Annotated in this window: 16 protein-coding genes and 1 pseudogene; 8 read left to right on the plus strand and 9 right to left on the minus strand. The window is 37.9% G+C overall.

The window, feature by feature from the left end; genetic code table 11:
- Nucleotides 1-119 precede the first annotated feature (119 nt).
- Nucleotides 120-2,819, plus strand: a complete 2,700-nt coding sequence (rcsD, locus tag AACL31_RS06750) for a phosphotransferase RcsD (RefSeq protein ID WP_310511386.1) — start codon at nt 120-122, stop codon at nt 2,817-2,819.
- Between the two features lies 1 nt (nt 2,820).
- Nucleotides 2,821-3,468 (plus strand): response regulator transcription factor RcsB, encoded by a 648-nt coding sequence (gene rcsB, locus AACL31_RS06755; RefSeq protein WP_032114652.1) that lies wholly within the window; start codon nt 2,821-2,823, stop codon nt 3,466-3,468.
- A gap of 127 nt (nt 3,469-3,595) precedes the next feature.
- Here the strand turns inward: rcsB and rcsC are convergent, their stop codons facing one another.
- Together rcsC and gyrA are read right to left on the minus strand one after the other, a co-directional pair.
- Nucleotides 3,596-6,454, minus strand: coding sequence for a two-component system sensor histidine kinase RcsC (gene rcsC / locus AACL31_RS06760; protein ID WP_310511387.1), 2,859 nt, complete (start codon nt 6,452-6,454; stop codon nt 3,596-3,598).
- Nucleotides 6,455-6,596: 142 nt separating this feature from the next.
- Nucleotides 6,597-9,224 carry a DNA topoisomerase (ATP-hydrolyzing) subunit A gene (gene gyrA, locus AACL31_RS06765; protein ID WP_310511388.1) on the minus strand — a complete coding sequence of 876 codons (2,628 nt, stop codon included), beginning with the start codon at nt 9,222-9,224 and terminating at the stop codon, nt 6,597-6,599.
- Between the two features lie 166 nt (nt 9,225-9,390).
- Here gyrA and ubiG point away from each other — a divergent pair, with 166 nt between their 5' ends.
- The 4 genes from ubiG (at nt 9,391) to yfaE (ending at nt 14,195) form a co-directional block, all read left to right on the plus strand.
- On the plus strand, nt 9,391-10,122 hold the full coding sequence (gene ubiG, locus AACL31_RS06770) for a bifunctional 2-polyprenyl-6-hydroxyphenol methylase/3-demethylubiquinol 3-O-methyltransferase UbiG (protein WP_310511389.1): 732 nt from the start codon (nt 9,391-9,393) through the stop codon (nt 10,120-10,122).
- 361 nt (nt 10,123-10,483) lie between these two features.
- Nucleotides 10,484-12,775: a class 1a ribonucleoside-diphosphate reductase subunit alpha gene (gene nrdA, locus AACL31_RS06775; RefSeq protein ID WP_310511390.1), complete on the plus strand. Its 2,292-nt coding sequence runs from the start codon at nt 10,484-10,486 to the stop codon at nt 12,773-12,775.
- Nucleotides 12,776-12,786: 11 nt separating this feature from the next.
- Nucleotides 12,787-13,923, plus strand: coding sequence for a class Ia ribonucleoside-diphosphate reductase subunit beta (gene nrdB / locus AACL31_RS06780; protein ID WP_032114657.1), 1,137 nt, complete (start codon nt 12,787-12,789; stop codon nt 13,921-13,923).
- Nucleotides 13,924-13,928: 5 nt separating this feature from the next.
- Entirely contained in the window at nt 13,929-14,195 is a 267-nt protein-coding gene (gene yfaE / locus AACL31_RS06785) for a class I ribonucleotide reductase maintenance protein YfaE (RefSeq protein WP_310511391.1), read from the plus strand.
- A gap of 28 nt (nt 14,196-14,223) precedes the next feature.
- On the opposite strand, the gene AACL31_RS06790 is transcribed toward yfaE, so the two are convergent.
- A complete protein-coding gene (locus tag AACL31_RS06790; protein ID WP_310511392.1) occupies nt 14,224-14,961 on the minus strand; it encodes a class I SAM-dependent methyltransferase in 738 nt (245 codons plus the stop codon).
- A gap of 273 nt (nt 14,962-15,234) precedes the next feature.
- Between AACL31_RS06790 and tyrP the strand changes: the two genes are divergently transcribed.
- Nucleotides 15,235-16,389 (plus strand): tyrosine transporter TyrP, encoded by a 1,155-nt coding sequence (gene tyrP, locus AACL31_RS06795; protein ID WP_409013903.1) that lies wholly within the window; start codon nt 15,235-15,237, stop codon nt 16,387-16,389.
- 61 nt (nt 16,390-16,450) lie between these two features.
- Here tyrP and AACL31_RS06800 read toward each other — a convergent pair whose 3' ends face one another.
- On the minus strand, nt 16,451-16,993 hold the full coding sequence (locus tag AACL31_RS06800; protein ID WP_310511394.1) for a YfaZ family outer membrane protein: 543 nt from the start codon (nt 16,991-16,993) through the stop codon (nt 16,451-16,453).
- A gap of 262 nt (nt 16,994-17,255) precedes the next feature.
- Here AACL31_RS06800 and AACL31_RS06805 point away from each other — a divergent pair, with 262 nt between their 5' ends.
- Nucleotides 17,256-18,701, plus strand: a complete 1,446-nt coding sequence (locus tag AACL31_RS06805; RefSeq protein WP_310511395.1) for a catalase — start codon at nt 17,256-17,258, stop codon at nt 18,699-18,701.
- A gap of 150 nt (nt 18,702-18,851) precedes the next feature.
- On the opposite strand, the gene menE is transcribed toward AACL31_RS06805, so the two are convergent.
- The 5 genes and pseudogenes from menE to menD all read right to left on the minus strand — a co-directional run bounded on the left by menE (nt 18,852) and on the right by menD (nt 24,444).
- Complete coding sequence (menE, locus tag AACL31_RS06810; RefSeq protein WP_310511396.1) at nt 18,852-20,276, minus strand: o-succinylbenzoate--CoA ligase; 1,425 nt, start codon at nt 20,274-20,276, stop codon at nt 18,852-18,854.
- Entirely contained in the window at nt 20,273-21,247 is a 975-nt protein-coding gene (menC, locus tag AACL31_RS06815) for an o-succinylbenzoate synthase (protein ID WP_310511397.1), read from the minus strand. Before menC ends, menE begins: the two co-directional genes overlap by 4 nt.
- Nucleotides 21,247-22,103, minus strand: a pseudogene (menB, locus tag AACL31_RS06820) (1,4-dihydroxy-2-naphthoyl-CoA synthase). The gene menC and the pseudogene menB overlap by 1 nt, the downstream one beginning before the upstream one ends.
- Nucleotides 22,104-22,105: 2 nt before the next feature.
- Nucleotides 22,106-22,879 (minus strand): 2-succinyl-6-hydroxy-2,4-cyclohexadiene-1-carboxylate synthase, encoded by a 774-nt coding sequence (gene menH / locus AACL31_RS06825; protein ID WP_310511398.1) that lies wholly within the window; start codon nt 22,877-22,879, stop codon nt 22,106-22,108.
- Nucleotides 22,879-24,444: a 2-succinyl-5-enolpyruvyl-6-hydroxy-3-cyclohexene-1-carboxylic-acid synthase gene (menD, locus tag AACL31_RS06830; protein WP_339053881.1), complete on the minus strand. Its 1,566-nt coding sequence runs from the start codon at nt 24,442-24,444 to the stop codon at nt 22,879-22,881. The genes menH and menD overlap by 1 nt, the downstream gene beginning before the upstream one ends.
- Nucleotides 24,445-24,523: the final 79 nt, after the last annotated feature.

The following is a 24,523-nucleotide window of genomic DNA, read 5'->3' on the forward strand; positions in this document are numbered from 1 at the left end:
ATCATTAAAATTATACTATCCGAAATTACCTGTTAAAATAATAAGACAGAATTGTTTAAATAGTAATCAACATACTATTTTTTTTCTTCATGTTTAATAAAAAGGCGCCTCTTCTACCAATGGATTATAAACAACCAACCTTACAACTTTCATCGCTAACCCGCTTTTTTATAATGTTTATCAGCTCGCTTGTATTATTGTTATTTCTATTTGCCTACAATTACTTTCATAATTGGATCAATAATAGTCAAAACGCGCTCAGTAACATCACTAAACAACTTGAATATGAAATTGAAGATTACCGTTATTACGCAAGTCAACTCTATTACATTGCAAACGATGGCGAGGATGAAACTAAGAGTGATACCCCCTTACCCATAAAATTGCGCCCTGATTTTTTTTGGATCAATAACTACGAGCGTCATGTCGATGCCATTATTTTTGGCAGGCAAAATAATACTAATCTGGCCTATAAACTATCTAACTATATGGGCATAATCTGGGGAGCTAAAAATGAATACAGCTCGATGTACTATCTCAATGGTCCTGATAATACACTTTTGCTGGTAACTACCCATTCGATATTAAAACCAGAGATTCGCTATAAAGAGAGTTATTTAACTTTAACCGCAGAAGAAAAACGCTCTGAGATGTTGACATTATCATCGGCTATAGACAAACGAGAAAGCTTGTCAAATATTCATCGTACACGCCCTGATAATTCATACTATTATACTTACCGCACAATGTTCAACTCACCAGGCCAATTGACTACCATTATAACTTTTGAATTACCAATAAATTTATTACTCTCAAAAAATATTAATCCTGAATACTTATCAATTACCTTTTCAAATGACATAATACACAACAATGGAAACCTAGTTGATATTGAATTTAATGGTCTCTCACTACAATTTACCCAACCCATTCCCGGAACAACTTACCGGCTAGTATATCAATTACCAATTAAAGATATCTTGTGGGATCTTTTATATAATAATTTGTGGGCCATAATCGCCATTTGTTTTTTTACAACCATCTCTATTGTTGGCAGCTTGTATATCAGGACACGTTTTGTTGCCCCTAACCAAAATATGTTTCACGAGATACAAATTACAAACACAATTAGCAACTATATTATTTCAAATATTCCTATTGGTTTTCTACTTTATAATTTCACAACCAATCGCAAAATTATGAGTAATGGAATAGCTGAATTACTTTTACCCCATATGGACTTGATACGTATTCGTGACATGGCAATCCAGCATCATGGGGCTATTCAAATTTCAATTGAAGATACTATTTATGAAATAAAATTACTTAATAATCAATTATTAGATAATACTTATATGTTTTTTATTCATGATCAAGATAAAGAAGCACTAACAAATAAAAAATTACTAATGGCTAAACATGAGCATGAAAAAAATATTCAAGTCCGACGCTCGATGTTGTCTAACATGTGTAAAGAGATCCATACTCCCATTATAGAAATTAATAGTCTTATTAACCAAATCAAAGAAACCTCTGATGAGCACAACATAAAATATTTAATTAATGAATCATTAATTAGAACACATTATATTGTTAACTGGATAGATAATATTGCTTTACTTAATACCATTGAATCTGGTGAATGGAAATTAGAGCAACCAAATGAATTTAAACCTGTCTCAATCGCTGAGATGATGAATAAAATACTAAAAGAAAAAATATCACTGCTTATCAACAAAGGTCTTTCACTTTACTATCATAATAATTTAAATTATGAACAACACATCACCACAAATAATAACACTTTATTTAAAATAATTTCACTTCTATTGAGTTATTCAATCAATACAACTAATTTTGGCAAAATTACTGTCATAGTAAACTATGCAACTAAACGACTATCCCTCGAGATCATTGATAGCGGTATAGGACTTAATGCAATGGATCTAGCAAATATCCACATGCCTTTTGCTAGTTCAACAAATAATGACGGAACCCTATCCAATTCAGGAATGACATTTTATCTATGTCATCAGCTATGTTACCGTATGAAAGGTGAATTTTTCATAAAAAGTAAAGTTGGAATCGGTTCTCATTATACAGTGACATTGCCCTTAGAATTAGAAAATGAACAAAGTTCCAAGTCATTACCACTTCTTGATGGTATTAATATACTTCTTGATATTAGAAATCCTGAAATTCATAAAATTATCCAGCAGCATTTAATGACTTATGGAGCTAATTATTCTGATATAGCTAAAAATAATTGTCATTCATCCTATGATTTATTTATAACTGATCATAAAACAGAATATAATAAACCGACAATTTACCTTGTTGATAATATTATTAATTATAGAGTAGTAAAACAAAATTTGATAAAATGTAATTTCAATTTTAATGATGAACTTATTAATGCAATTTCTATCTTAATCGAAGATAATTTGATTGCGGAGCAAGAATCAACCGATAAATCAATATTTACTATCATCAATCATAACAATAATTCAAACCTTATAATCCTTGAGGATTATAAAAAAGAGCTTTCTGATAGTGACTATCGTAATTTATTCCTTACTACAGTACCTATAGATATTAATAAGCTGTATACTAACCAAGAAAAAGGTAACTTAAAAAAACTAAAAGATATAGCACATAGACTAAAAGGTGTTTTTGCTATGCTGAACTTTGAGCTTCTTAAAAAAGCATGTGAGCAATTAGAACAGCACATAGCAGATAATAATGAATTTGAGATTTTAAATAGCATTAGAGATATTGATATCTTTATCAAAAAACTAATGCCAGAGGGCAACCAATAAAATGAATAACCTTAATGTCATTATCGCTGATGATCATCCTATTGTACTATTTGGTATACGAAAATCTCTTGAGCAAATCGAGGGAATTAATTTGGTTGGTCAATTTGAAGATTCCACATCTCTTATCAATAATATAGCCAAACTTAAAGCAGATATTCTAATTACTGATCTTTCGATGCCCGGTGATAAATACGGTGATGGAATTACATTAATTAAATACATTAAACGCCACTACCCTAACCTATCAATAATTGTCCTTACCATGAATAATAATCCTGCAATACTCAGTGCTGTGTTAGATTTAGATATCGAAGGCATCGTATTGAAACAAGGCGCTCCTGCTGACTTACCAAAGGCATTATCAGCTTTACAAAAAGGAAAAAAATTCACTCCTGAAAATGTATCGAAATTATTGGAGAAAGTTAATGCGAATGGTTATGGCGATAAACGTTTATCGCCAAAAGAAAGTGAAGTGTTGCGCCTATTTGCGGAAGGTTTTTTAGTCACCGAAATTGCAAAAAAACTTAATCGAAGTATTAAAACAATTAGTAGCCAAAAAAAGTCGGCTATGTTAAAACTCGGTGTTGAAAATGATATAGCATTATTAAATTATCTTTCTTCAGTCACAATTGAGAAAGAAATTAACTAGTAATATGATACAAATAAAAAACTGATTGATCCTAATCTTATCCTAATCTTATGGGCAATGAATAAGGTTAATCGGTTTTCCATCCTGTTTTTATAAATTAATAATCATTTGAATATTAAAATAGTATTTAATCATTATTTTCTTGTGTTGCTAATATACTAACATCGCAACACTTCAATAGCGATTGCTTTAATTTTTTTAATGTAACCGGTTTGGATAGACAGTCATCCATTCCTACACTTAAGCAACGCTGCTTTTCTTCTGCCATGGCATTAGCCGTTAAAGCAACAATCGGTATCGCATAACCTTCTTCTCTAATTAACTTTGTCAAACCATAGCCATCGAGATTAGGCATATTTACATCTGTCAAAACGATATCTATATTATTTTGTCGAACATAATCCAAAGCGATTAGCCCATCTTCAGCAAGTACTATATTAAAGCCTATTGATTTCAGCTGATCAGCCAGTAAACTCCGATTAATTGGATGATCATCAACAATCAATACCGTTAGAAAACATAATTTTTTATCTGGTAGTGACATTATTGAAGATGGATTAACAACCTCTTGCTCACCATTTTCCATCACTAATTGATCAATAAAACCATCTAATTTATCAAGTTGGTAAGTATTATGAAACCAATCATTTTTCGCATTTTCCTGGGGTTCACCGATAAAAGTTGAAAATAACCTAAGTGTAAATTTGCTTTCAGCCACCAAGCCTTCATAATCAGTAATAATCAAATCATATATTTTATCTTTACTGTGTTCATTGCAAACTGTCGTTATCTTAAAGCCATTGTAGTCTAAATAAGTTTGTAGATAATCTCGCAGGTGATGATTAAAAAAATACAGACCGATACGAAAATTTTGCCGATATTCTGGGTGGCGACAAACCACATATTCACTATCAAACAAAGGTAGTCTAACGGTAAAACTACTACCTATACCAACCTGGCTGTTAACTTCAATATCGCCATCCATTAAGTTAATTAATTTTTCACAAATAGGTAACCCCAAACCAGTGCCCTGGGAAAAACTCTCATTATTAACTTTAATCTGAAAGAAAGGATCAAAAAGTTGCATTAATATATTATCAGGCATACCAATCCCCGTATCCCTAATTTCAATATAAATATAAAAATCTCTTATGAAAATATTTAACAGAATAAAACCAGTTTTTGTAAATTTAATCGCATTACTGAGAATATTAGAAACAATTTGCTGTACTCGAACCGAATCGGCATTAATAATATCGGGCACATTAGGATCAATATAGTAATAAATCGAAAGACCCTTTTTACCTATCAGCGGAATATAATTAGAAATAGTAAATGAGAAAACTTCACGACAATTAAACGGTGCTGGATCAATATTAAGTTGCTTAGATTCAATTTTTGAAAAATCTAAAATATCATTAATTATTTTTAATAATAATGATGAAGAGTGATCCATTGTCGTCAAAAGGCGATCAGCTTGAATGGGCAATTCATAAGATTGCAATAACTCTAAATTACCAATGATGCCATAAAGTGGTGTTCGTAATTCATGGCTAACGGTTGCTAAAAACATAGATTTGGCTTGGTTAGCCTGCTCTGATGCCTGCGCCATATTATGTAAAGATTTTTCCATCTGAACACGGGCACTAATATCAACCAAAACACAAATGGCCACTTCCTTATTTTGATAACGAGAAATAACATAACTTATTTGTAAATGGGTATGACTGGTAGTAACAACATCAATATAACTACTAGATTTATCTTGAATAATTGATAGGATGCGGGTTTTATCATCATGGCTTAATAATCGAAAATAATCATGGGCCAGTTCATTACTCAATATATTAACACCATCAACAAGACGTAAAATAATGATACCAACCGGCGCCGACGCCACTATTTTATGATTAAATTGCTCATGTTCTTCTAAACGAATGGCATTATCTTCTGCTGGTAATAACATCTTCCTTTCTAATAGCCAGATCAAAAAAGTAATTAAAATAAATGAGATTATATTTAACAGAATGCCGTTTATAATTGACAGCTTAAATTCATTAAGAATATCACTAATAGGTACAGAAAAAACAACACTTAATAACGAAGGTAGTAAGCGGTTTTTATAAATTAATCGACTAAAATCATTATCATAGCCAAAATGAAAGTTTTCTAACTGATAAACATAATCATCAGATCTTAAATTACTATCATACGGAAAATGTAATACTAATCTATTATTTGCATTTAAAACGAAGGTACTAATTGGCCTTTCATAGCGTAAATTAAATTGCTCCAAGCGTATTGAACGTTCTAGACCAATTAGACCAATCAAAGTCCCTTTATCATAAATAGGCGCTAATATGTAGAAAGAGCCATTATCAGTTCCCGACGCTGGTGTGATCCAATAAATATTTTGCTCTCTGCCTTGTGCCCTCAAGCTCATATAAGTCCGCATATTTTCATGGATTATTTTTTTAAACGATTGAAGACTGGTAGTACTGTTTCGGATAGCCAAATCAATCATGCAGTTACTTTCTGGGCCAACAATAAAAACCGTTTTTAAACCTTGTGGTGGCACAATATTATTTCGCCAAAAAGAGAATAATTGATTAAATGCGACTAAGTAACTCTTTGATGTTTCATGCAATTTGCTACAATCAGCATCTGCCGTTAGGGGTAAGTAGGTGAAATTAAGTTGTTTTGGCAAGACAGGCGTATAATTAGGATCTTGCGCTAATTTTTCGATATGGCTATCTACCATATATTGGATTGATCGCAGGGTTTTATCCGTATAATGCACATATTCAACCATACTGTCATAAGTAGATGAATACTGTTGATGTATATCAGATTTAACTTCATTAAAGATATTAAATAAATAAAAAAGTGTGATTACAGCTCCCATTGCCCACAGCATAACGCCGAGAGTACGGAACAAATAGCGAGAAATTTTCAATGACGTTCTAAATGAAGATAGATATCTCAAACACTGTCCTAACTATAAAAGAAGTGTATCAATGGTAAAGCATATACGTTAAGCGGAATAATAAAAAGTTATCACTAATAATGAATTGACATAAAGTGTAAAAACGGGCACCTACTGTGCCCGCTCAGACAAAACTAATTTATCACTCATTAAGCGAAAGATTTTCTACGTTATTGATATCAGGCTCTACTTTTACGCTGATTGTATCTTCTGTTAACGTTTGGTTATCATCTTCCTCTTCTTCAGGATCAACAACGCGTTGTAAACCAACTACTTTTTCATCTTCAGCAGTACGAATCAAAGTGACACCCTGAGTATTTCTACCGACAATGCTAACCTCTGCAACTCGGGTACGCACCAAAGTACCAGCATCCGTGATCATCATGATTTGATCAGTTTTTTCTACCTGAATTGCTCCGACCACATTACCGTTACGTTCACTAACCTTAATGGAAATAACACCTTGAGTAGCTCGAGATTTTGTTGGGTATTCACTCTGCTCGGTTCGTTTGCCATAACCATTTTCTGTAACGGTTAAAATATCACCTTCACCACGGGGTACAATCAGCGAAACGACCTTATCGCCAGCTTGTAGCATAATACCTCGAACACCCGTTGCTGTACGTCCCATAGGACGAACCGCATTTTCCGCAAAACGAACAACTTTACCACCAGCAGAGAAAAGCATTACCTCATTTTTACCAGCAGTCAAATCAACGCCAATCAGCTCATCGCCATCATTAAGATTAACTGCAATAATGCCGGCGCTTCTGGGACGACTAAAATCTTTTAGTGATGTCTTTTTAACTGTACCACTCGCGGTTGCCATAAATACATAATGACCATCATCAAATTCACGTACCGGCAAAATTGCGGTAATACGTTCATTCTGTTCTAACGGTAATAAATTGACTATTGGTCGTCCACGTGCGCCACGGCTAACTTCGGGTAATTGGTAAACTTTCATCCAATAGAGACGGCCACGGCTAGAGAAGCATAGAATTGTGTCATGGGTATTGGCAACTAACAAACGCTCAATAAAATCTTCTTCTTTGATACGCGCTGCCGACTTACCTTTACCCCCACGTCGCTGTGCTTCGTAATCAGATAGTGGCTGATATTTAACATACCCCTGATGTGATAAGGTGACAACCACATCTTCCTGGGTAATTAAATCTTCGATATTAATATCCGCGCTATTTTCAGTAATTTCCGTGCGACGGACATCACGATACTGATCTTTAACAGCTTCCAGCTCTTCACGGATAACTTCCATTAACCGTTCTGGGCTGGTTAATATATATAGCAATGTGGCAATCAGTTTTAGCAGCTCACTATATTCATCCAATATTTTGTCATGTTCTAAGCTAGTTAATTTTTGCAAACGCAAATCAAGAATTGCCTGAGCTTGCGGTTCAGTCAAATAATATTGACCATCGCGCACACCGTATTGGGGTTCAAGCCATTCAGGGCGAGCAGCGTTATCACCTGCACTGGCTAACATGGCAGAAACATTACCTAATTGCCAAGGACGAGCAATCAAAGCCAATTTCGCTTCATGAGGCGTTGATGCTTGGCGGATAAGTTCAATTATTGGATCAATATTTGCTAATGCGACGGCGAGAGCTTCCAAAATATGAGCCCGTTCACGCGCTTTACGCAATTCAAAAATAGTCCGTCGAGTGACCACTTCTCTACGATGGCGAACAAAAGCTTCAAGAATTTCTTTTAAGTTTAAAAGTCTAGGCTGGCCATCACATAAGGCAACCATATTAATGCCAAATGAGACTTGAAGTTGAGTGAGGGAATACAAATTATTCAGTACCACTTCCGCCACTGCATCTCGTTTTACTTCAATAACAATACGCATGCCATCTTTATCAGATTCATCACGTAATGCGCTAATCCCTTCAACACGCTTATCTTTAACCAATTCTGCAATTTTTTCAATTAAACGAGCTTTATTAACCTGATAAGGGATCTCATTGACAATAATTGTTTCACGACCACTTTTATCATCAACTTCAACGTTAGCTCGTACACGGATATAGACTTTACCACGTCCCGTCCGATATGCGTCGATGATACCGCGACGACCATTAATAATTGCAGCGGTTGGAAAATCAGGACCTGGAATATACTCCAGTAATCCTTCAATACTAATATTTTCATCATTGATATAAGCCAGACAGCCATCAATGACTTCACTAAGGTTATGAGGTGGAATATTGGTAGCCATACCAACAGCGATACCTGAAGAGCCGTTAACCAGCAAGTTTGGCACCCGCGTTGGCATAACATCAGGGATCTGCTCTGTACCATCATAGTTAGGAATAAAATCAACGGTTTCTTTATCTAAATCTGCCAACAATTCATGGGCAATTTTTGCCATGCGTACTTCGGTATAACGCATAGCTGCAGCAGAGTCGCCATCAACAGAGCCAAAATTACCTTGCCCATCAACTAGCATATAGCGCATTGAAAAAGGTTGTGCCAGACGTACTATCGCATCATAAACAGCGCTATCGCCATGAGGATGGTATTTACCAATGACGTCACCGACTACACGGGCTGATTTTTTGTACGGTTTATTCCAATCATTGCCCAACACATTCATCGCATATAATACGCGACGGTGAACAGGCTTTAATCCATCTCGTACATCTGGAAGGGCGCGTCCAACAATTACAGACATCGCATAATCCAAATAAGAGCTTTTCAGCTCCTCTTCGATATTGACCGGGGTAATTTCTCTTGCTATGTCACTCATGGAGCCACTGTCCCTCATACTCCTTATTCATTAAGGAGTAAAATTATACCACAAAATCGCCATTTTATAAAAACAGGAAACGCATAATGATCAATAAAACATGTATAATGACCTAATGCCATTATACAGTCTATGTTAATAAAAAAATTAAGGAGTAAATTTTCTGATGAATAACAAGAATTCGCTCAGCGAGGCAAATGTTGATCTAGCTGAAATCGACAAATTTAGCTCTATTGCGACTCGTTGGTGGGATGAAACGAGTGAATTCCAACCTCTTCATCGGATTAATCCATTACGTTTAAACTATATCCTGCAACAGGCTAATGGTCTGTTTGGTAAAAAAGTACTCGATATTGGCTGCGGCGGCGGAATTTTATCAGAAAGTATGGCTAAAGAAGGCGCCCTGGTGACAGGAATTGATATGGCCGCAGAGCCGCTGGAAGTCGCAAAGCTCCATGTATTAGAAAGCAATATGCAGATCAACTATCTACAGGAAACCGCTGAGAGTCATGCCGAAAAATACCCTAAAACTTATGATATCGTTACCTGTATGGAAATGCTGGAACATGTGCCCGATCCCGAGTCTGTCGTTCAATCATGCGCAAAATTAGTCAAACCGGGCGGTCATGTATTTTTTTCTACTATTAATCGTAATAAAAAAGCCTGGTTATTGGCAATTATTGCCGCTGAGCATATTTTAAAAATGGTTCCCAAAGGTACTCATGATGTAAAAAAATTTATTCGACCTTCAGAGCTACTCAGTTGGATAGATAAAACCTCTTTACAAGAACAGCATATGATCGGATTACATTATAATCCGATCAGCGACAAATTTGCGTTAGGCTCGAATGTTGATGTTAATTATATGTTGCACTTGTCAAATACAAATAATTGTTAACATTTGCTGAAGAAAGCAGCAGTCAGTAGGCCATTATTAAATTTATTTTTCACCATTGCCGGTAACATAAATTATAATATTCTTCTATTATCACACAGAGTTATCGGCCAATTAACAAAATTTAGCGCTCGATTATTGCTAAAAACCCCATTTTTTATAGACTTGATAAAAGTAGCAAATACCATTATCTTGTTAGTATAAACGCAATCAAACACTATATATTGTGTTTACTGCTCTCCATTTTAGTTCAAAATACAAACATAATATGCTATTAACAGCCCACCGTTTTGTATTTTGTTATTAACCATTGAGTGCAGTGATCGATAAATATTTAGCTAGTTAACTTTAGGTGTATCTACCCATGAACCAAAGTCTGTTAGTCACTAAACGTGATGGACATAAAGAGCGCATTGATCTTGATAAAATCCATAAAGTCATTACCTGGGCGGCTGAAGGCCTAAAAGATGTATCCGTTTCACAAGTAGAGCTACGTTCTCAGATCCAGTTTTATGATGGTATCAAAACGTCCGATATTCACGAAACCATGATCAAAGCGGCGGCAGATCTTATTTCAGCTGATACACCCGATTACCAATATCTTGCAGCTCGATTAGCTATTTTCCATCTACGCAAAAAAGCATATGGCCAATTTGAACCACCAGCACTATATCAGCATGTTTTGCATATGGTTAAAATAGGTAAATATGATAAGCATCTGCTGACAGATTATACAGCTGAAGAATTCGAGCAGATGGATAGTTTTCTGGATCACTGGCGTGACATGAATTTTTCCTATGCGGCAGTTAAGCAATTAGAAGGCAAATACTTAGTACAAAACCGGGTAAGCGGTGAAATTTATGAAAGTGCCCAGTTTCTCTATATCCTTGTTGCAGCATGCCTTTTTTCACGCTATCCAAAAGAGACGCGGTTAAACTATATTCATCGTTTTTATGATGCAATCTCAACTTTCAAAATTTCACTACCTACCCCGATTATGGCGGGGGTACGCACCCCAACCCGCCAATTTAGTTCTTGCGTATTAATTGAATGCGGCGATAGCCTTGATTCAATTAATGCCACTTCCAGCGCGATTGTAAAATATGTCTCTCAGCGTGCCGGTATTGGTATTAATGCCGGCCATATTCGCGCACTAGGTAGTCCAATTCGGGGAGGTGAAGCGTTTCATACAGGCTGTATCCCGTTCTATAAACATTTCCAAACTGCGGTAAAATCTTGTTCTCAAGGTGGCGTACGTGGTGGTGCCGCTACGCTATTTTATCCGCTCTGGCATTTAGAGGTTGAAAGCCTATTAGTATTGAAAAATAACCGTGGCGTTGAAGGTAATCGTGTTCGTCATCTGGACTATGGCGTACAAATTAACAAACTGATGTATGAACGCCTTATCAAAGGTAAAGAAATTACTCTCTTTAGCCCTTCTGATGTGCCCGGCTTATATGAAGCATTTTTTGCTGATCAAAACGAATTTGAACGTTTATATTTAAAATATGAGCAAGACGCAAACATACGCCAAAAACGCGTTAAAGCGCTCGATCTATTTTCACTTATGATGCAAGAGCGAGCGTCAACCGGACGTATTTATATTCAAAATGTCGATCACTGTAACACTCATAGTCCATTTGATGCTAAAGTTGCGCCAATTCGTCAATCAAACCTCTGTCTGGAAATCGCCTTGCCAACCAGGCCCTTAAATGATGTTAACGACGAAAATGGTGAAATTGCTCTCTGTACTCTTTCCGCCTTTAATTTGGGTGCCATTACCTCATTGGATGAATTGGAAGAGTTGGCGGTATTAGCGGTGCGTGCATTAGATTCACTGCTCGATTATCAAAACTATCCGATTGTTGCAGCGCAAAAAGGCTCTATGGGTCGTCGTACTTTAGGTATTGGCGTCATAAATTATGCTTATTATTTAGCTAAGCATGGCGTTCACTACTCCGATGGTAGTGCCAATAATCTGACCCACAAAACCTTTGAAGCGATCCAATATTATTTATTGAAAGCATCCAATGAACTGGCAAAAGAGCAAGGTGCTTGCCCATGGTTTAACGAAACTACTTATGCAAAAGGTATTTTACCGATTGATAGTTATAAAAAATCATTAGATGCACTAACATCTGAACCGCTACATTATGATTGGCAAACTTTACGCAAAGATATCAAGCAATATGGTTTGCGTAACTCAACGCTTTCCGCCTTGATGCCATCAGAAACTTCTTCGCAAATATCCAATGCTACCAATGGCATTGAACCACCGCGAGGCTATATCAGTATTAAAGCATCCAAAGATGGTATTTTGCGTCAAGTTGTACCTGAATACGAACGCCTGAAAGATGATTATGAACTTTTATGGCAAATGCCCAACAATGACGGTTATTTGCAGTTGGTTGGTATTATGCAAAAATTTATTGATCAATCAATTTCTGCTAATACGAATTATGATCCAACCCGCTTCCCAAATAATAAAGTTCCAATGAATCAATTACTGAAAGATTTGTTACTCGCTTATAAATATGGGTTAAAAACGCTTTATTACCATAATACTCGTGATGGTGCAGAGGATAGCCAAGCCGATCTTGAAGAGGTGATTGAATCAGCTGACAGCGATTGTGATGGCGGCGCTTGTAAGATTTAACGTGAGGACGTATGGAATACCAATATACAACATTTTCGCAAACCAAAAACGATCAATTGCAAGAACCGATGTTCTTTGGACAGCCTGTCAACGTTGCCCGTTATGATCAGCAAAAATATCCTATTTTCGAGCAGCTAATTGAAAAACAACTCTCTTTTTTCTGGCGCCCAGAAGAAATTGATGTTTCTCGTGATCGTATTGATTATCAAGCGCTACCTGAACATGAAAAACACATTTTTATCAGTAATTTAAAATATCAAACACTATTAGATTCTATTCAAGGACGTAGCCCTAACGTGGCACTACTGCCCCTTATTTCAATTCCTGAACTTGAAACCTGGATAGAAACCTGGTCATTTTCAGAAACTATTCATTCGCGCTCTTATACTCATATTATTCGTAATATTGTTAATGACCCATCAATTATTTTTGACGATATCGTAACTAATGACGAAATTTTAAAGCGGGCAAAAGATATTTCTACTTATTATGACGATTTAATTGAGATGACCAGCTATTACCATATGTTAGGTGAGGGCAATCATACAATTAATGGCAAAAATGTCATTATTTCTTTACACGATTTGAAAAAGCAGCTCTATTTATGTTTGATGAGCGTTAATGCATTAGAAGCGATTCGTTTTTATGTCAGCTTCGCTTGCTCATTTGCCTTTGCTGAACGTGAATTGATGGAAGGAAACGCTAAAATTATTAAATTGATTGCCCGTGATGAAGCTTTGCATCTCACCGGCACCCAACATATGTTAAACCTGATGCGTTCTGGTCAAGATGATCCTGAAATGGCCATCATTGCCAAAGAGTGTGAAGAAGCGTGTTACAAATTGTTTGTGCAAGCCGCCGAACAGGAAAAGGAGTGGGCAGAATATCTCTTCTCGAATGGTTCTATGATCGGTCTTAATAAAGATATTTTATGTCAATACATCGAATATATTACCAATATTCGCATGCAAGCGGTTGGATTAAAATTACCCTTCGAAACGCGTTCTAATCCAATCCCATGGATCAACGCCTGGCTAGTTTCTGATAACGTTCAGGTGGCCCCACAAGAAGTAGAAGTGAGTTCTTACTTGGTAGGGCAAATTGATGCTCAGGTCGATACCGATGAATTGGGCAACTTTGAGTTATAACCGTTATGGCAAGCTATAAAATTACCCTGCGCAACGCGCAGGGCATACTGATCCCTTTTCATTCCGAACAACATACTAGTCTACTTGATGCTCTGGAACAGAGTAAAATTCAAATTGAATTTCAATGTCGGGAAGGCTTTTGTGGTACCTGCCGGGTTCGTCTGCGAAAAGGAAAAGTGGCATATCGTCATAAACCAATAGCTTTGATTGATAAAGATGAGATATTAGCCTGTAGTTGCCGGCCTATCACCGATATTGATATCAATCAATAACACCAGCGGGCGCAAACAGTAAGACTATTTACGCTTTTTCAGCAACCACCAGCAACATCATCGGACGTCGTAGCTCATCTCTCATGCCATCAATTTTATCTAGCAAATAATCAGCCGGCTGAGGCTCAATGAGTCGCGCAATAGAAAATCCAGCTGTTAATAAACTGGTTAAATAAGTTGTTAAGGTTTTATGATACTTAGTCACTTTGTGACCGAGAAATTCTGCCTGACGCGCACTTTCGTTAAAATAGTTATCAACTGGCCAATGGAGCTTAGCGCCTGAACTATCATAACACCAATCTTGTGAACCATGAGCAGTAAAAACTGGGTGCTCGATTGAAAATATAAACTGGCCTTTCTCAGTTAAACAAGCGTAGATTTTATGGCATACTTGAGCAAAATCAGCGACATAATGTAATGCTAGCGAACTGACAACCAGATCAAAGCTAGCATTAGCAAACTGAATATCCTCTATCGCTTGTTGCCGATATTCAATGATATCAGGAAAGCGATTTTTTTCTTTTGCTACCTTTAACATTTTCTGCGAAATATCTGTACCAATCACTTTTCTCGCGCCATGCTCTGCTGCATATAAACAATGCCAACCGTAACCACAGCCCAAATCTAATACTGATTTACCTTGAAAATTAGGCAATAAACTTTGTAATGCTGGCCATTCACCAGCGGCATTTAATCCATCAACAGAACGAGGAAACTGGCTATAGGCAATAAAAAAATCATCCTGATCGTAAATATTCTCTTTCATAACTAAATTCCAATGATTGGTATATAACTAGCTTAACTATCACTCTCTAATCGAATTTTTATATTATGCCTGATCATCATTCAATTAACTACTGTTCAGACTGATAATGTAAACATAAAATTCCATAATATGTAATATTAATTTGACACATAATAATCAATCATTTACTCTGCCCCCATATTAAATTTAGCGCTATAAGGCTCAGGATCACTTGTGAAAAATCTCACACTGGGTAGTATTTTAATTGTTGCTGGCACAACAATCGGTGCCGGTATGTTGGCAATGCCACTTGCCGCATCAGGCGTTGGTTTTCCCATGATTGCACTTATGCTAATTGGGTTATGGGCTTTAATGAGTTATACCGCGCTATTATTAGTCGAAGTATATCAATACAACCCCGCACATTTAGGTTTAGGCTCTATTGCCAAACGTTATCTTGGTTTACCTGGAAGAGTGATAACCAGTTTAAGCATGCTACTACTGATGTATGCATTAGCGACCGCTTATATCGGTGGTGCAGGGGTTTTGATCGCTAATAGCCTTTCATCTTGGACAGGTATAAATATTAGCATCAATTCTGCAATTATTTTATTCACCATTATTGGCGGTACGATTGTCTGTATTGGCACTCATTCAGTCGATTTGATAAATCGCATTTTGTTTATCGCAAAAATTGTTTTTCTGCTCATCATGCTAGTCGTCATGATGCCCCACGTAGAAAATATTAATCTTACCGCTATGCCAGTAGAAAAAGGATTAGTCTTATCAGCGATCCCAGTCATTTTTACTTCATTTGGCTTTCACGGTAGTATTCCGAGCCTGGTAAGCTATATGGATGGTAATATCAATAAATTACGTAAAATTTTTATTATTGGTAGTGCTATCCCACTATTCGCTTATATTTTATGGCAGATAGCCACCTTAGGAGCTATCCCACAAACCAACTTTATCGATATATTAGCCAACCAGTCGGGTTTAAACGGATTACTGAGTGCAATTAATGATATCGTCGCCACTTCACAAGTAAATATTGCTGTTAACCTATTCATGGATCTGGCGTTGGCGACCTCTTTTTTAGGTGTTACGCTGGGTTTGTTTGACTATTTGGCCGATATGTTTAAACGTAAAAATACGCCATTTGGTCGCTTGCAGAGTGGATTATTAACCTTCCTGCCACCACTGGTTTGCGCGCTATTTTTCAGTAGTTTTGTTCAAGCCTTAACCTATGCAGCTGTTGCTTTATCGATTTTAGCACTCATTCTGCCAACTTTGATGGTGATGCGCGTCAGAAAAATCGAAGCAAATAAAACTAATCGTTATCGGGTTAAAGGTGGAACGCCCGCATTACTAATAGTGCTAACTTGTGGTGTTGCCGTGATTTTAATTCAGATTGGTATTGTTAGTGGTATGTTACCTGCTGTTGGATAACACTTTTGACATAAAGAAAAAGTAAAGCACCATAATTCATATGGTGCGAACAATTAAGCAGCTAAAAACTGACGCCTGCACCAAGATAAAAACCATCTGCAATGGTATTGTTAGGATGCTGATTCTTGCCTTGCAGTTTAATAAAACGATAACCAAAATTAATTGCTAATGGTTTAATCACTTCATATTTAATGCCCACATCCGCTTCCTGATAAGCATAATTGCCCGAAGTGAAATCACGCGGTGAGCCATAAACTTCCCCATATAAAGCCAACGATGGCATAATTTGCCAATTAGCACCAACACCAGCCGCAAAGGCAAAACCGTTATTATTATCTTGTGGTGATAAATAATAAGCTTTTCCACCAATATAAGCGCTAAACGGCCCTAAAGGTAAGCCAAAAGTTGCCCCTAAGCTAACTACCTGACCATCATGATCGCTACGTGCCCAATTGCCATTTATGCCTAACCCTGCCCCTTTGCTGCCAATGCCAGCCGCTAGTTCAGTAAAATCTTTTCCTACTTGTGCACTGACAGAAGCGGCATTAGAATGACCTGAGAATAAAAAACATCCAACTGTTACCGGTAATAAAAATTTTTTCATTAAAATAGTTATCCTAAGCTACTAATTATTCTGGTTACTAAAATATCAACAATATATTTCATTTTCTTTCGAATTATTATTATTTTTTTGTAAAAAACATTTTTTGCTCTGATATATCGCAGCAATAGGTATTTTTGATTGGCTATATACTTTATTAGCTTAGATAATCTATTTGATATGACTTTAATAAAAATTATGTAACACCTGCTAATTGTTTTTAACTACATTTTCTATCTATTTCAACTAAAACTGGAGATGAGTAATGGAGAAAAAAGAAGGTCTTACTACCGCTGCAGGCTCACCCGTCGTTGATAATAATAATGTTATCACCGCAGGCCCTAGAGGCCCGATGTTATTACAAGATGTTTGGTTTTTAGAAAAATTGGCTCACTTTGATCGTGAAGTTATTCCTGAACGCCGTATGCATGCCAAGGGCTCTGGGGCATTTGGTACTTTTACCGTTACCCATGATATTAGCCAATATACACGGGCAAAAATCTTCTCTGAAATAGGTAAGGAAACCAAATTATTTATCCGTTTTTCTACCGTGGCCGGCGAACGGGGAGCTGCTGATGCAGAGCGAGATATTCGTGGCTTTGCCTTAAAGTTTTACACTGAAGAAGGTAATTGGGATTTAGTGGGTAACAATACACCGGTTTTTTATTTACGTGATCCATTAAAATTTCCTGATCTTAATCATGTGGTAAAACGTGATCCGCACACTAATTTACGTAACCCTGCTTATAAATGGGATTTTTTCTCGCATTTGCCTGAATCTCTTCATCAATTAACTATTGATATGAGTGACCGAGGTATACCTAAATCCTACCGTCATATGCACGGTTTCGGTAGTCATACCTATAGTTTTATTAATGAAAAAAATCAGCGATTCTGGGTTAAATTTCATTTTCGTTGCCAACAAGGTATTGAAAATTTGATGGATGACGAAGCGGAACAAATTATCGCTAAAGATCGTGAAAGTTCACAACGTGATCTGTTTAATGCCATTAACAGCCAAAATTATCCACGTTGGAAATTGCAAATCCAAGTGATGCCTGAAGCCGATGCCGCTAAACTGCCTTACAACCCATTTGATTTGACCAAAGTATGGCGACATAAAGATTGCCCATTAATAGATGTTGGTGAGTTTGAATTAAACCGCAATCCTGATAATTATTTTGCTGATGTGGAACAAGCCGCCTTTAGCCCAGCGAATATCGTGCCAGGTATTAGTTTTTCGCCGGATAAAATGTTACAAGGCCGGTTATTCTCTTATGGCGACGCGCATCGTTATCGGTTAGGCGTCAATAATTTTCAGATCCCAGTAAATAAACCACAGGCTAACTGTCCATTTCATAACTACCACCGTGATGGTGCCATGAGAGTGGATGGTAATAGTGGCAATGGGGTTACTTACGAACCAAATAGTGCGGGCCGATTTCAAGAACAACCTCAATTCAAAGAACCACCGTTGACATTATGTGGAACAGCCGATCACTGGAATCATCGGGAAGATGAAGATTATTACAGTCAGCCACGAGCACTTTATAAACTGCTCAGTAAACACGAACATAAACGTATGTTTGACAGAATTGCCAGTGAATTAGTTGAAGCTTCAATTGAAACCCAGCAGCGGCAGGTTGCGCTATTTAGCAAGGTACACCCTAAATATGGTGAAGGGGTTGAAAAAGCATTAGAAAAATGGTGAAAAAAACAGCATAAATAAAATTGCTTGCTAGCAAACGGAGAGAGTAAAACCTCTCCGGATCATTTTTACGCTGATGCAGTCTAAAAATTGTATTTAGCCAAGGATATACATTACTATCTATTATCGCCTTAAAGCCAGCACCAGATTATCTTAATCCACTTGATTATCATTATGATGCTGCAAAAGCCATTGCTTTATATTGCGGCGTGAAAGCTTAATGCCGGCATTATCGATTAACATGCTAGGCAATAAATAATAAGCAATAGGTCGTTGAAAGGCCGCTAACCGATGATTTAACCACTGACTTAAGCTGGTTACCAGTTGTTGATTATCAGACTCAATGACCGCAACTGGACGGTGACCAAATTCTTTATCAGCTATTGGAATGACAAAACTCTGTTTAATATCAGGATGACTATTCAATATCGATTCGATATCTTCGGGTTGAATACCTTCCCCGCCACTAAAAAATTGATTATCCAATCGACCTAAGATCCGCCATTCTCCACCCGAAAAAGTACCTTTATCACGGCTAGCAAACCAACCATTAACTAATGCTAAGGGTAAGATTTTACCCTGCCACCAATAGCCTAATGCCAAACTATCAGCCTGAATATGAATTTCATTATTCACTAAGCGAAGAGACTTGCCGATTAAAGGTAAACCGACGCCTAGAGTACTATCTGCTTGTTTCGCGCAAACCGTGGAGGCTGTTTCTGTCATACCATAGCCGAGCCAACAACGGATGCCATGCTGCTTAGCCGTAGTGACTAGCTCATGCGGGATCATCGCACCGCCTAATAACACATTTTGTAAACTGAATTTTTGCTCAACCTCTTTTATCTTCAATAAACGCCATAATTGAGTGGGTACTAAAGAAGCGTGGCTGCATTGCTGTAATGCATGTGGTAATGAAATGGTTGCTTTTATTGCTAATCTTGCTCCTCGATATAACCACCGCCAAACAATCCCCTGACCTGAGACGTGAAAAAGCGGTAAAGAAAGTAACCAACAATCCTCACGTTCAAACGGTAATAACGAAAGCACACCTTTAGCACTATTGAGATGAGCGGTAATATTATGCACCACCGCTTTCGCTATTCCGGTTGAACCCGAAGTTAATATTAATGTTGCCGGCAGCAATGGCATAAAAGGTACCGGGCCAGTAACACCATGTTGAAGATTAACCGATTTTGCTATTACTGCACGATAGTCTAACAATTTTACCTTCGGCAAAAACAACGGTTGTTCAGTAAAATCAATCATATAATCAACCGACAAACCGGTAATTAATTCTACTACTGTGCTCTCTGGCAGTTGTGGATTGAGGGGCAAAATACGCGCCCCCAACTGTAGTAATGCCAGCTGACATAACAGCATAGAAAAACTATTTTTTCCTCTTAGCATGACAATCATCGGCTCGGGAGCAAGCAACTGACGGTGGAGATTGTCGGCAACGCAATTAATTTTTGCTACCAATTGCCGCCAACTATATTGTCTATGCTCAGTTATCAGTGCAATGTCAGCAGGCGATTTTTCTGCCCAATAGATCCAAGGCCATTGATTAAATATCATTCATTCTGCCATATTAGTTCTAATTCATTTAATCCGATTAATGGCAATGAACTTTCAGGCCATTGACGAACCAGTTGAGTCTGGAACAAAGACAAGGTATCTAATCCGGGAACGGTTTCTGGTGTTAACCAGCTTGCTATTCTAGCTAATTGTGTTAGACCAAAACTACTTTCAAGACTTGAACTAATTACAGTATTTAATCCCAAAGCCCTGGCGTCATCAATAAGTTGCTTACAGTGATTTAAGCTACCCAGTAAGGTAGGTTTAATAACAATGGCGCTAACACCTGGCTGTTTTTCAAGTTTAAAATTAGGTTCGCGCACACTTTCATCCCAAGCAATAGCGATCCCCGTTTGTTGAGCAAACGCTAATGAGTCAAGCATGGTTTTACAAGGCTCTTCAATAAAATCAATTCTACTGCGATTGGCTGGCTTAATATACTTGGCAAACGCGGCGGCTTGTGATTGGTTCCAGCTTCGATTAGCATCCAACCGTAAACGCAATAAAGGAACCGCATCAAGTAGCAAATTAACCACCATCCCATCCCGCACCGACTCATAAAGGCCAACCTTAACCTTAGCCACTTTTTCACTGCTAGCACCATTTAATTGTAAAATAAGCGCATCCAGATCACCGGTGCAAAAGGGTGCTTTTGGATAATGGGTTATTTCAGGTAATTCAGCCTTTAATTCAGCCAGCGCACAACTGAGCCCAAAAGCCACTGATGGAATATGGCACGTTTTAACTGTTGCACCCTGGCACCAGTTATGTAAGCCTGTTTGCAATGATTGCCTGGCCATTTCCAGTGTTTCGACACTAAACTTGGGTAAAGGTGAAATTTCACCCCAACCTTGGGAGTCATTTTCCTGTAAATGAATAAGAAAACCATCACGGGTTTTTAATCGCTGCTGCCTTAATACGATCCCTGCTTCCATAGGTAGACTAAATTGATATATTGCCGCCTTACGCATTATGGATTACGCTCAAAGCTTGAAAAATCAGGTTGCCGTTTTTCATTGAAAGCATTTCTCCCTTCCTACCCTTCTTCGGTCATGTAAAATAACATGGTTGCATTACCGGCTAACTCTTGTAAACCGGCCTGGCCGTCACAATCCGCATTAAGCGCTGCTTTCAGACAGCGTAGTGCCATTGGGCTATTTTTTAATATCTCACGACACCAGCCTACCGTTTCACGCTCCAATTCAGCATAAGGCACAACCTGATTTACCAATCCCATCTCTAGTGCTGACCGTGCATCATATTGACGGCATAAGAACCAAATTTCGCGTGCTTTTTTTGTCCAACGATGCGTGCCATATAGGACGCTCCCCAACCACCATCAAATGAGCCAACCTTAGGCCCCGTTTGACCAAATATGGCATTGTCAGCAGCAATGGTTAAATCACACATCATATGTAATACATGCCCACCGCCAATCGCATAACCGGCAACCATAGCAACAATCGGCTTTGGACAGGTCCTAATTTGCCGTTGAAAATCTAAAATATTTAAGTGGTGAACGCCATTATCATCTCGATAACCACCATAATCACCGCGAATTTTCTGATCACCACCGGCACAAAAGGCTTTCTCACCCTGGCCGGTTAAAATGATGCAACCTATCGCATTATCGTAACGGGCGTCGGATAACGCCTGGATCATCTCTTTGACGGTTTGTGGCCGAAATGCATTACGAACATGTGGACGATTGATTGTAATTTTAGCAATTCCATCTTTGCTTTTATGATAAAGAATATCTTCAAATTGGGCTGAATAATCATGCCATTGAGCAACAGCATAAAGTTGTTCTTCATTCAGACATTGCATATTCAATTCCTTCCGTCAGAAAATGTTAAAAAACGCTCCACTGCTGTAGCATAAGCGACTGGATTACTACGATGGGCATTATGCCCAGCTCCAGGTATCCGGATAAGTGATAACGAAAATTGTTGTGAGATAGAGCAAAATTTTTCGTCATACTCACCACAGAGGTAGCTGAACGGGTAGTTTCGCTGTAATAATTTATTGACTAAAAAAGGTTGTTTACCTAGTGAAGTCGTTTCCAATAAATGAGCAACATATTCACCACGGTTATTGCCGCGTTCAGTAATTAATTGTTGCCGTTGCTCGGCAGATAAATCATCAAAAACGGCTTGCTGATACCAGTCAGATAAGACACTATCCATTGGCTCGCATCGAAAGCGTTTTGCCCAAGACTGATCATGCTTTATACGTAGCAGGCGATCCGTTGGCTGTGTTAAACCAACATTAGCCCCCTCAACAATCAAGCCTTTCAATTTAGTGGGTTGAAACTGACAGGCGTAATACATAGCAATTCTGCCACCCAACGAATAGCCGATTAGATAGTAACTATCAATTTGATTAGCCCCAATAGCCTGCTCAATTAGCCGACTTACGTGAGAAAAATCGGTTAATTGAAGGTGAGGTGAACGCCCATGTCCCGGTAAGTCAATTGTAAGTGACGGACGATTAACGCATTTTTCTATAATAGGTAGCCATTCACTGCCGTTGCCAAGTAGACCATGTAACCAAACTAACCATGTTCCAGCACATTTTTCATGATATCTTCGCGTATATAGCATTATAATTCCATCATCTGGTTAACAAGCTGATTGAGTGTTCTCGCACCTTCATCACCGGCTACTAACAATTCGATCATCAACGCCCTGCCGCCCTGCTGCCAATAATTGTTGATGGTATCTTTCAACTGAAGCCAATTTGATGGTGAGGAGTAAGATAGTCCAAACATAGAAGCCGCATGCTTAAATTGCAGATGATGAGGCAGGCAATAAAAACGTTCTCTTTCCATCTCAGGAGTAGGTAACATAGAGAATATTTGGCCACCATTATTATTCACCACAATCAACACCATGGGCGCCACGCAAGCACGTAATAAATTTAGACTATTTAAGTCATAAAGCGCCGAAATATCGCCGATAATCCCCAATGTGGGTTTTGCATTGGCAGCTTGCACACCGGCTAGCGTAGCAATCAAACCATCAATACCACTCGCTCCACGATTGCTATAAATTGGATAACTGGTCGGTAATTGGCCTAGGGCATCAATTAATCTGACAATCAAACTATTACCAACAAAAAGTTGCCCATCTGTCGGTAACAAATGTGCAAGTTGATGAGCAATAGCGGCCTCTGAAAATTGTTGAGTAAACTGTTTACTGACCGTGCGATGAACGTTATTAACAATTTCTGTCAATGCATGCGCCCAAGGCAAACAGCTAATTGGCGGATGCGCAATTAACCAGTCAGATACGGTACTAACCAACCGCCTACCACGATGATGAGTCGGATCTAAACGACCGGGAATGCTATCAATAATCCAATATTCCTCTGGTTGGCATTGTGCTTGCCATTCTAATAAACGTTTACTGGTTAAACTTGAGCCAAACTGGACGACTAGCTCTACATTTTGCAGAATGTTTTTTGCCTCTGTTACGGATAGCCAGAGATCAGCGCATGGTAAAGGTTGCCCAGTTTGTGATAAAACATGCCAATCAACAACTAATGCTAGTGAGCTGGATCTGGAACCTATCAACCAGAGTGTCGAAGATTGCCACCAACTAGCCAGTGAATTTTGCCAGTCAATTTGTGCTGAGCTGTCCCCATATAAAGGTTCAGCAAATGGGCAATTGATATGCAAAGTGCCGTGAGAAAGATTATTCATCGCATTGTCAATAGTACTCACCAACCATTGTGCATTGATAGCTTGTGTTGGGCTAGGCAATGCTAATGTTTGTGCCGGATGATCAGCAAAAATAGCCGTTTGTCGGATAGCCTGATTAGCACCACAATCAATTAATTCAGCAGGTCTATCGGCGGTTAAAAAAATGATATTTTCACCGGTCAAGCCGGCTTCTATTAAAGCAGGATATAAGTTAGCTACTGCGGTACCAGAAGTGACAATAACCTCCACCGGTTTACTAATAACTTTAGCCAAGCCTAAAGCAAAATAGCCCAACCCTCGCTCATCATAGTGAGTATGGCAAATTAATTTACTATGTGCCGCAGCTGCCAATGTCAATGGCGTAGAGCGAGAACCTGGCGCAATACAAACATGACTTAAACCATGTCTGGTTAATGCTTCCAAAATGACTTCCACCCATTGACGGTTAAAAACACTATGCGACATATATTACTCAAAGCAGAAATAAGAAATAAAATAATAGCAATTTTAAGTAAAATTACGTGATTTTCCTTATTCCAGTTCA

This window comes from Arsenophonus endosymbiont of Crataerina pallida, from assembly GCF_964020125.1.
Taxonomy (GTDB): domain Bacteria; phylum Pseudomonadota; class Gammaproteobacteria; order Enterobacterales; family Enterobacteriaceae; genus Arsenophonus; species Arsenophonus nilaparvatae.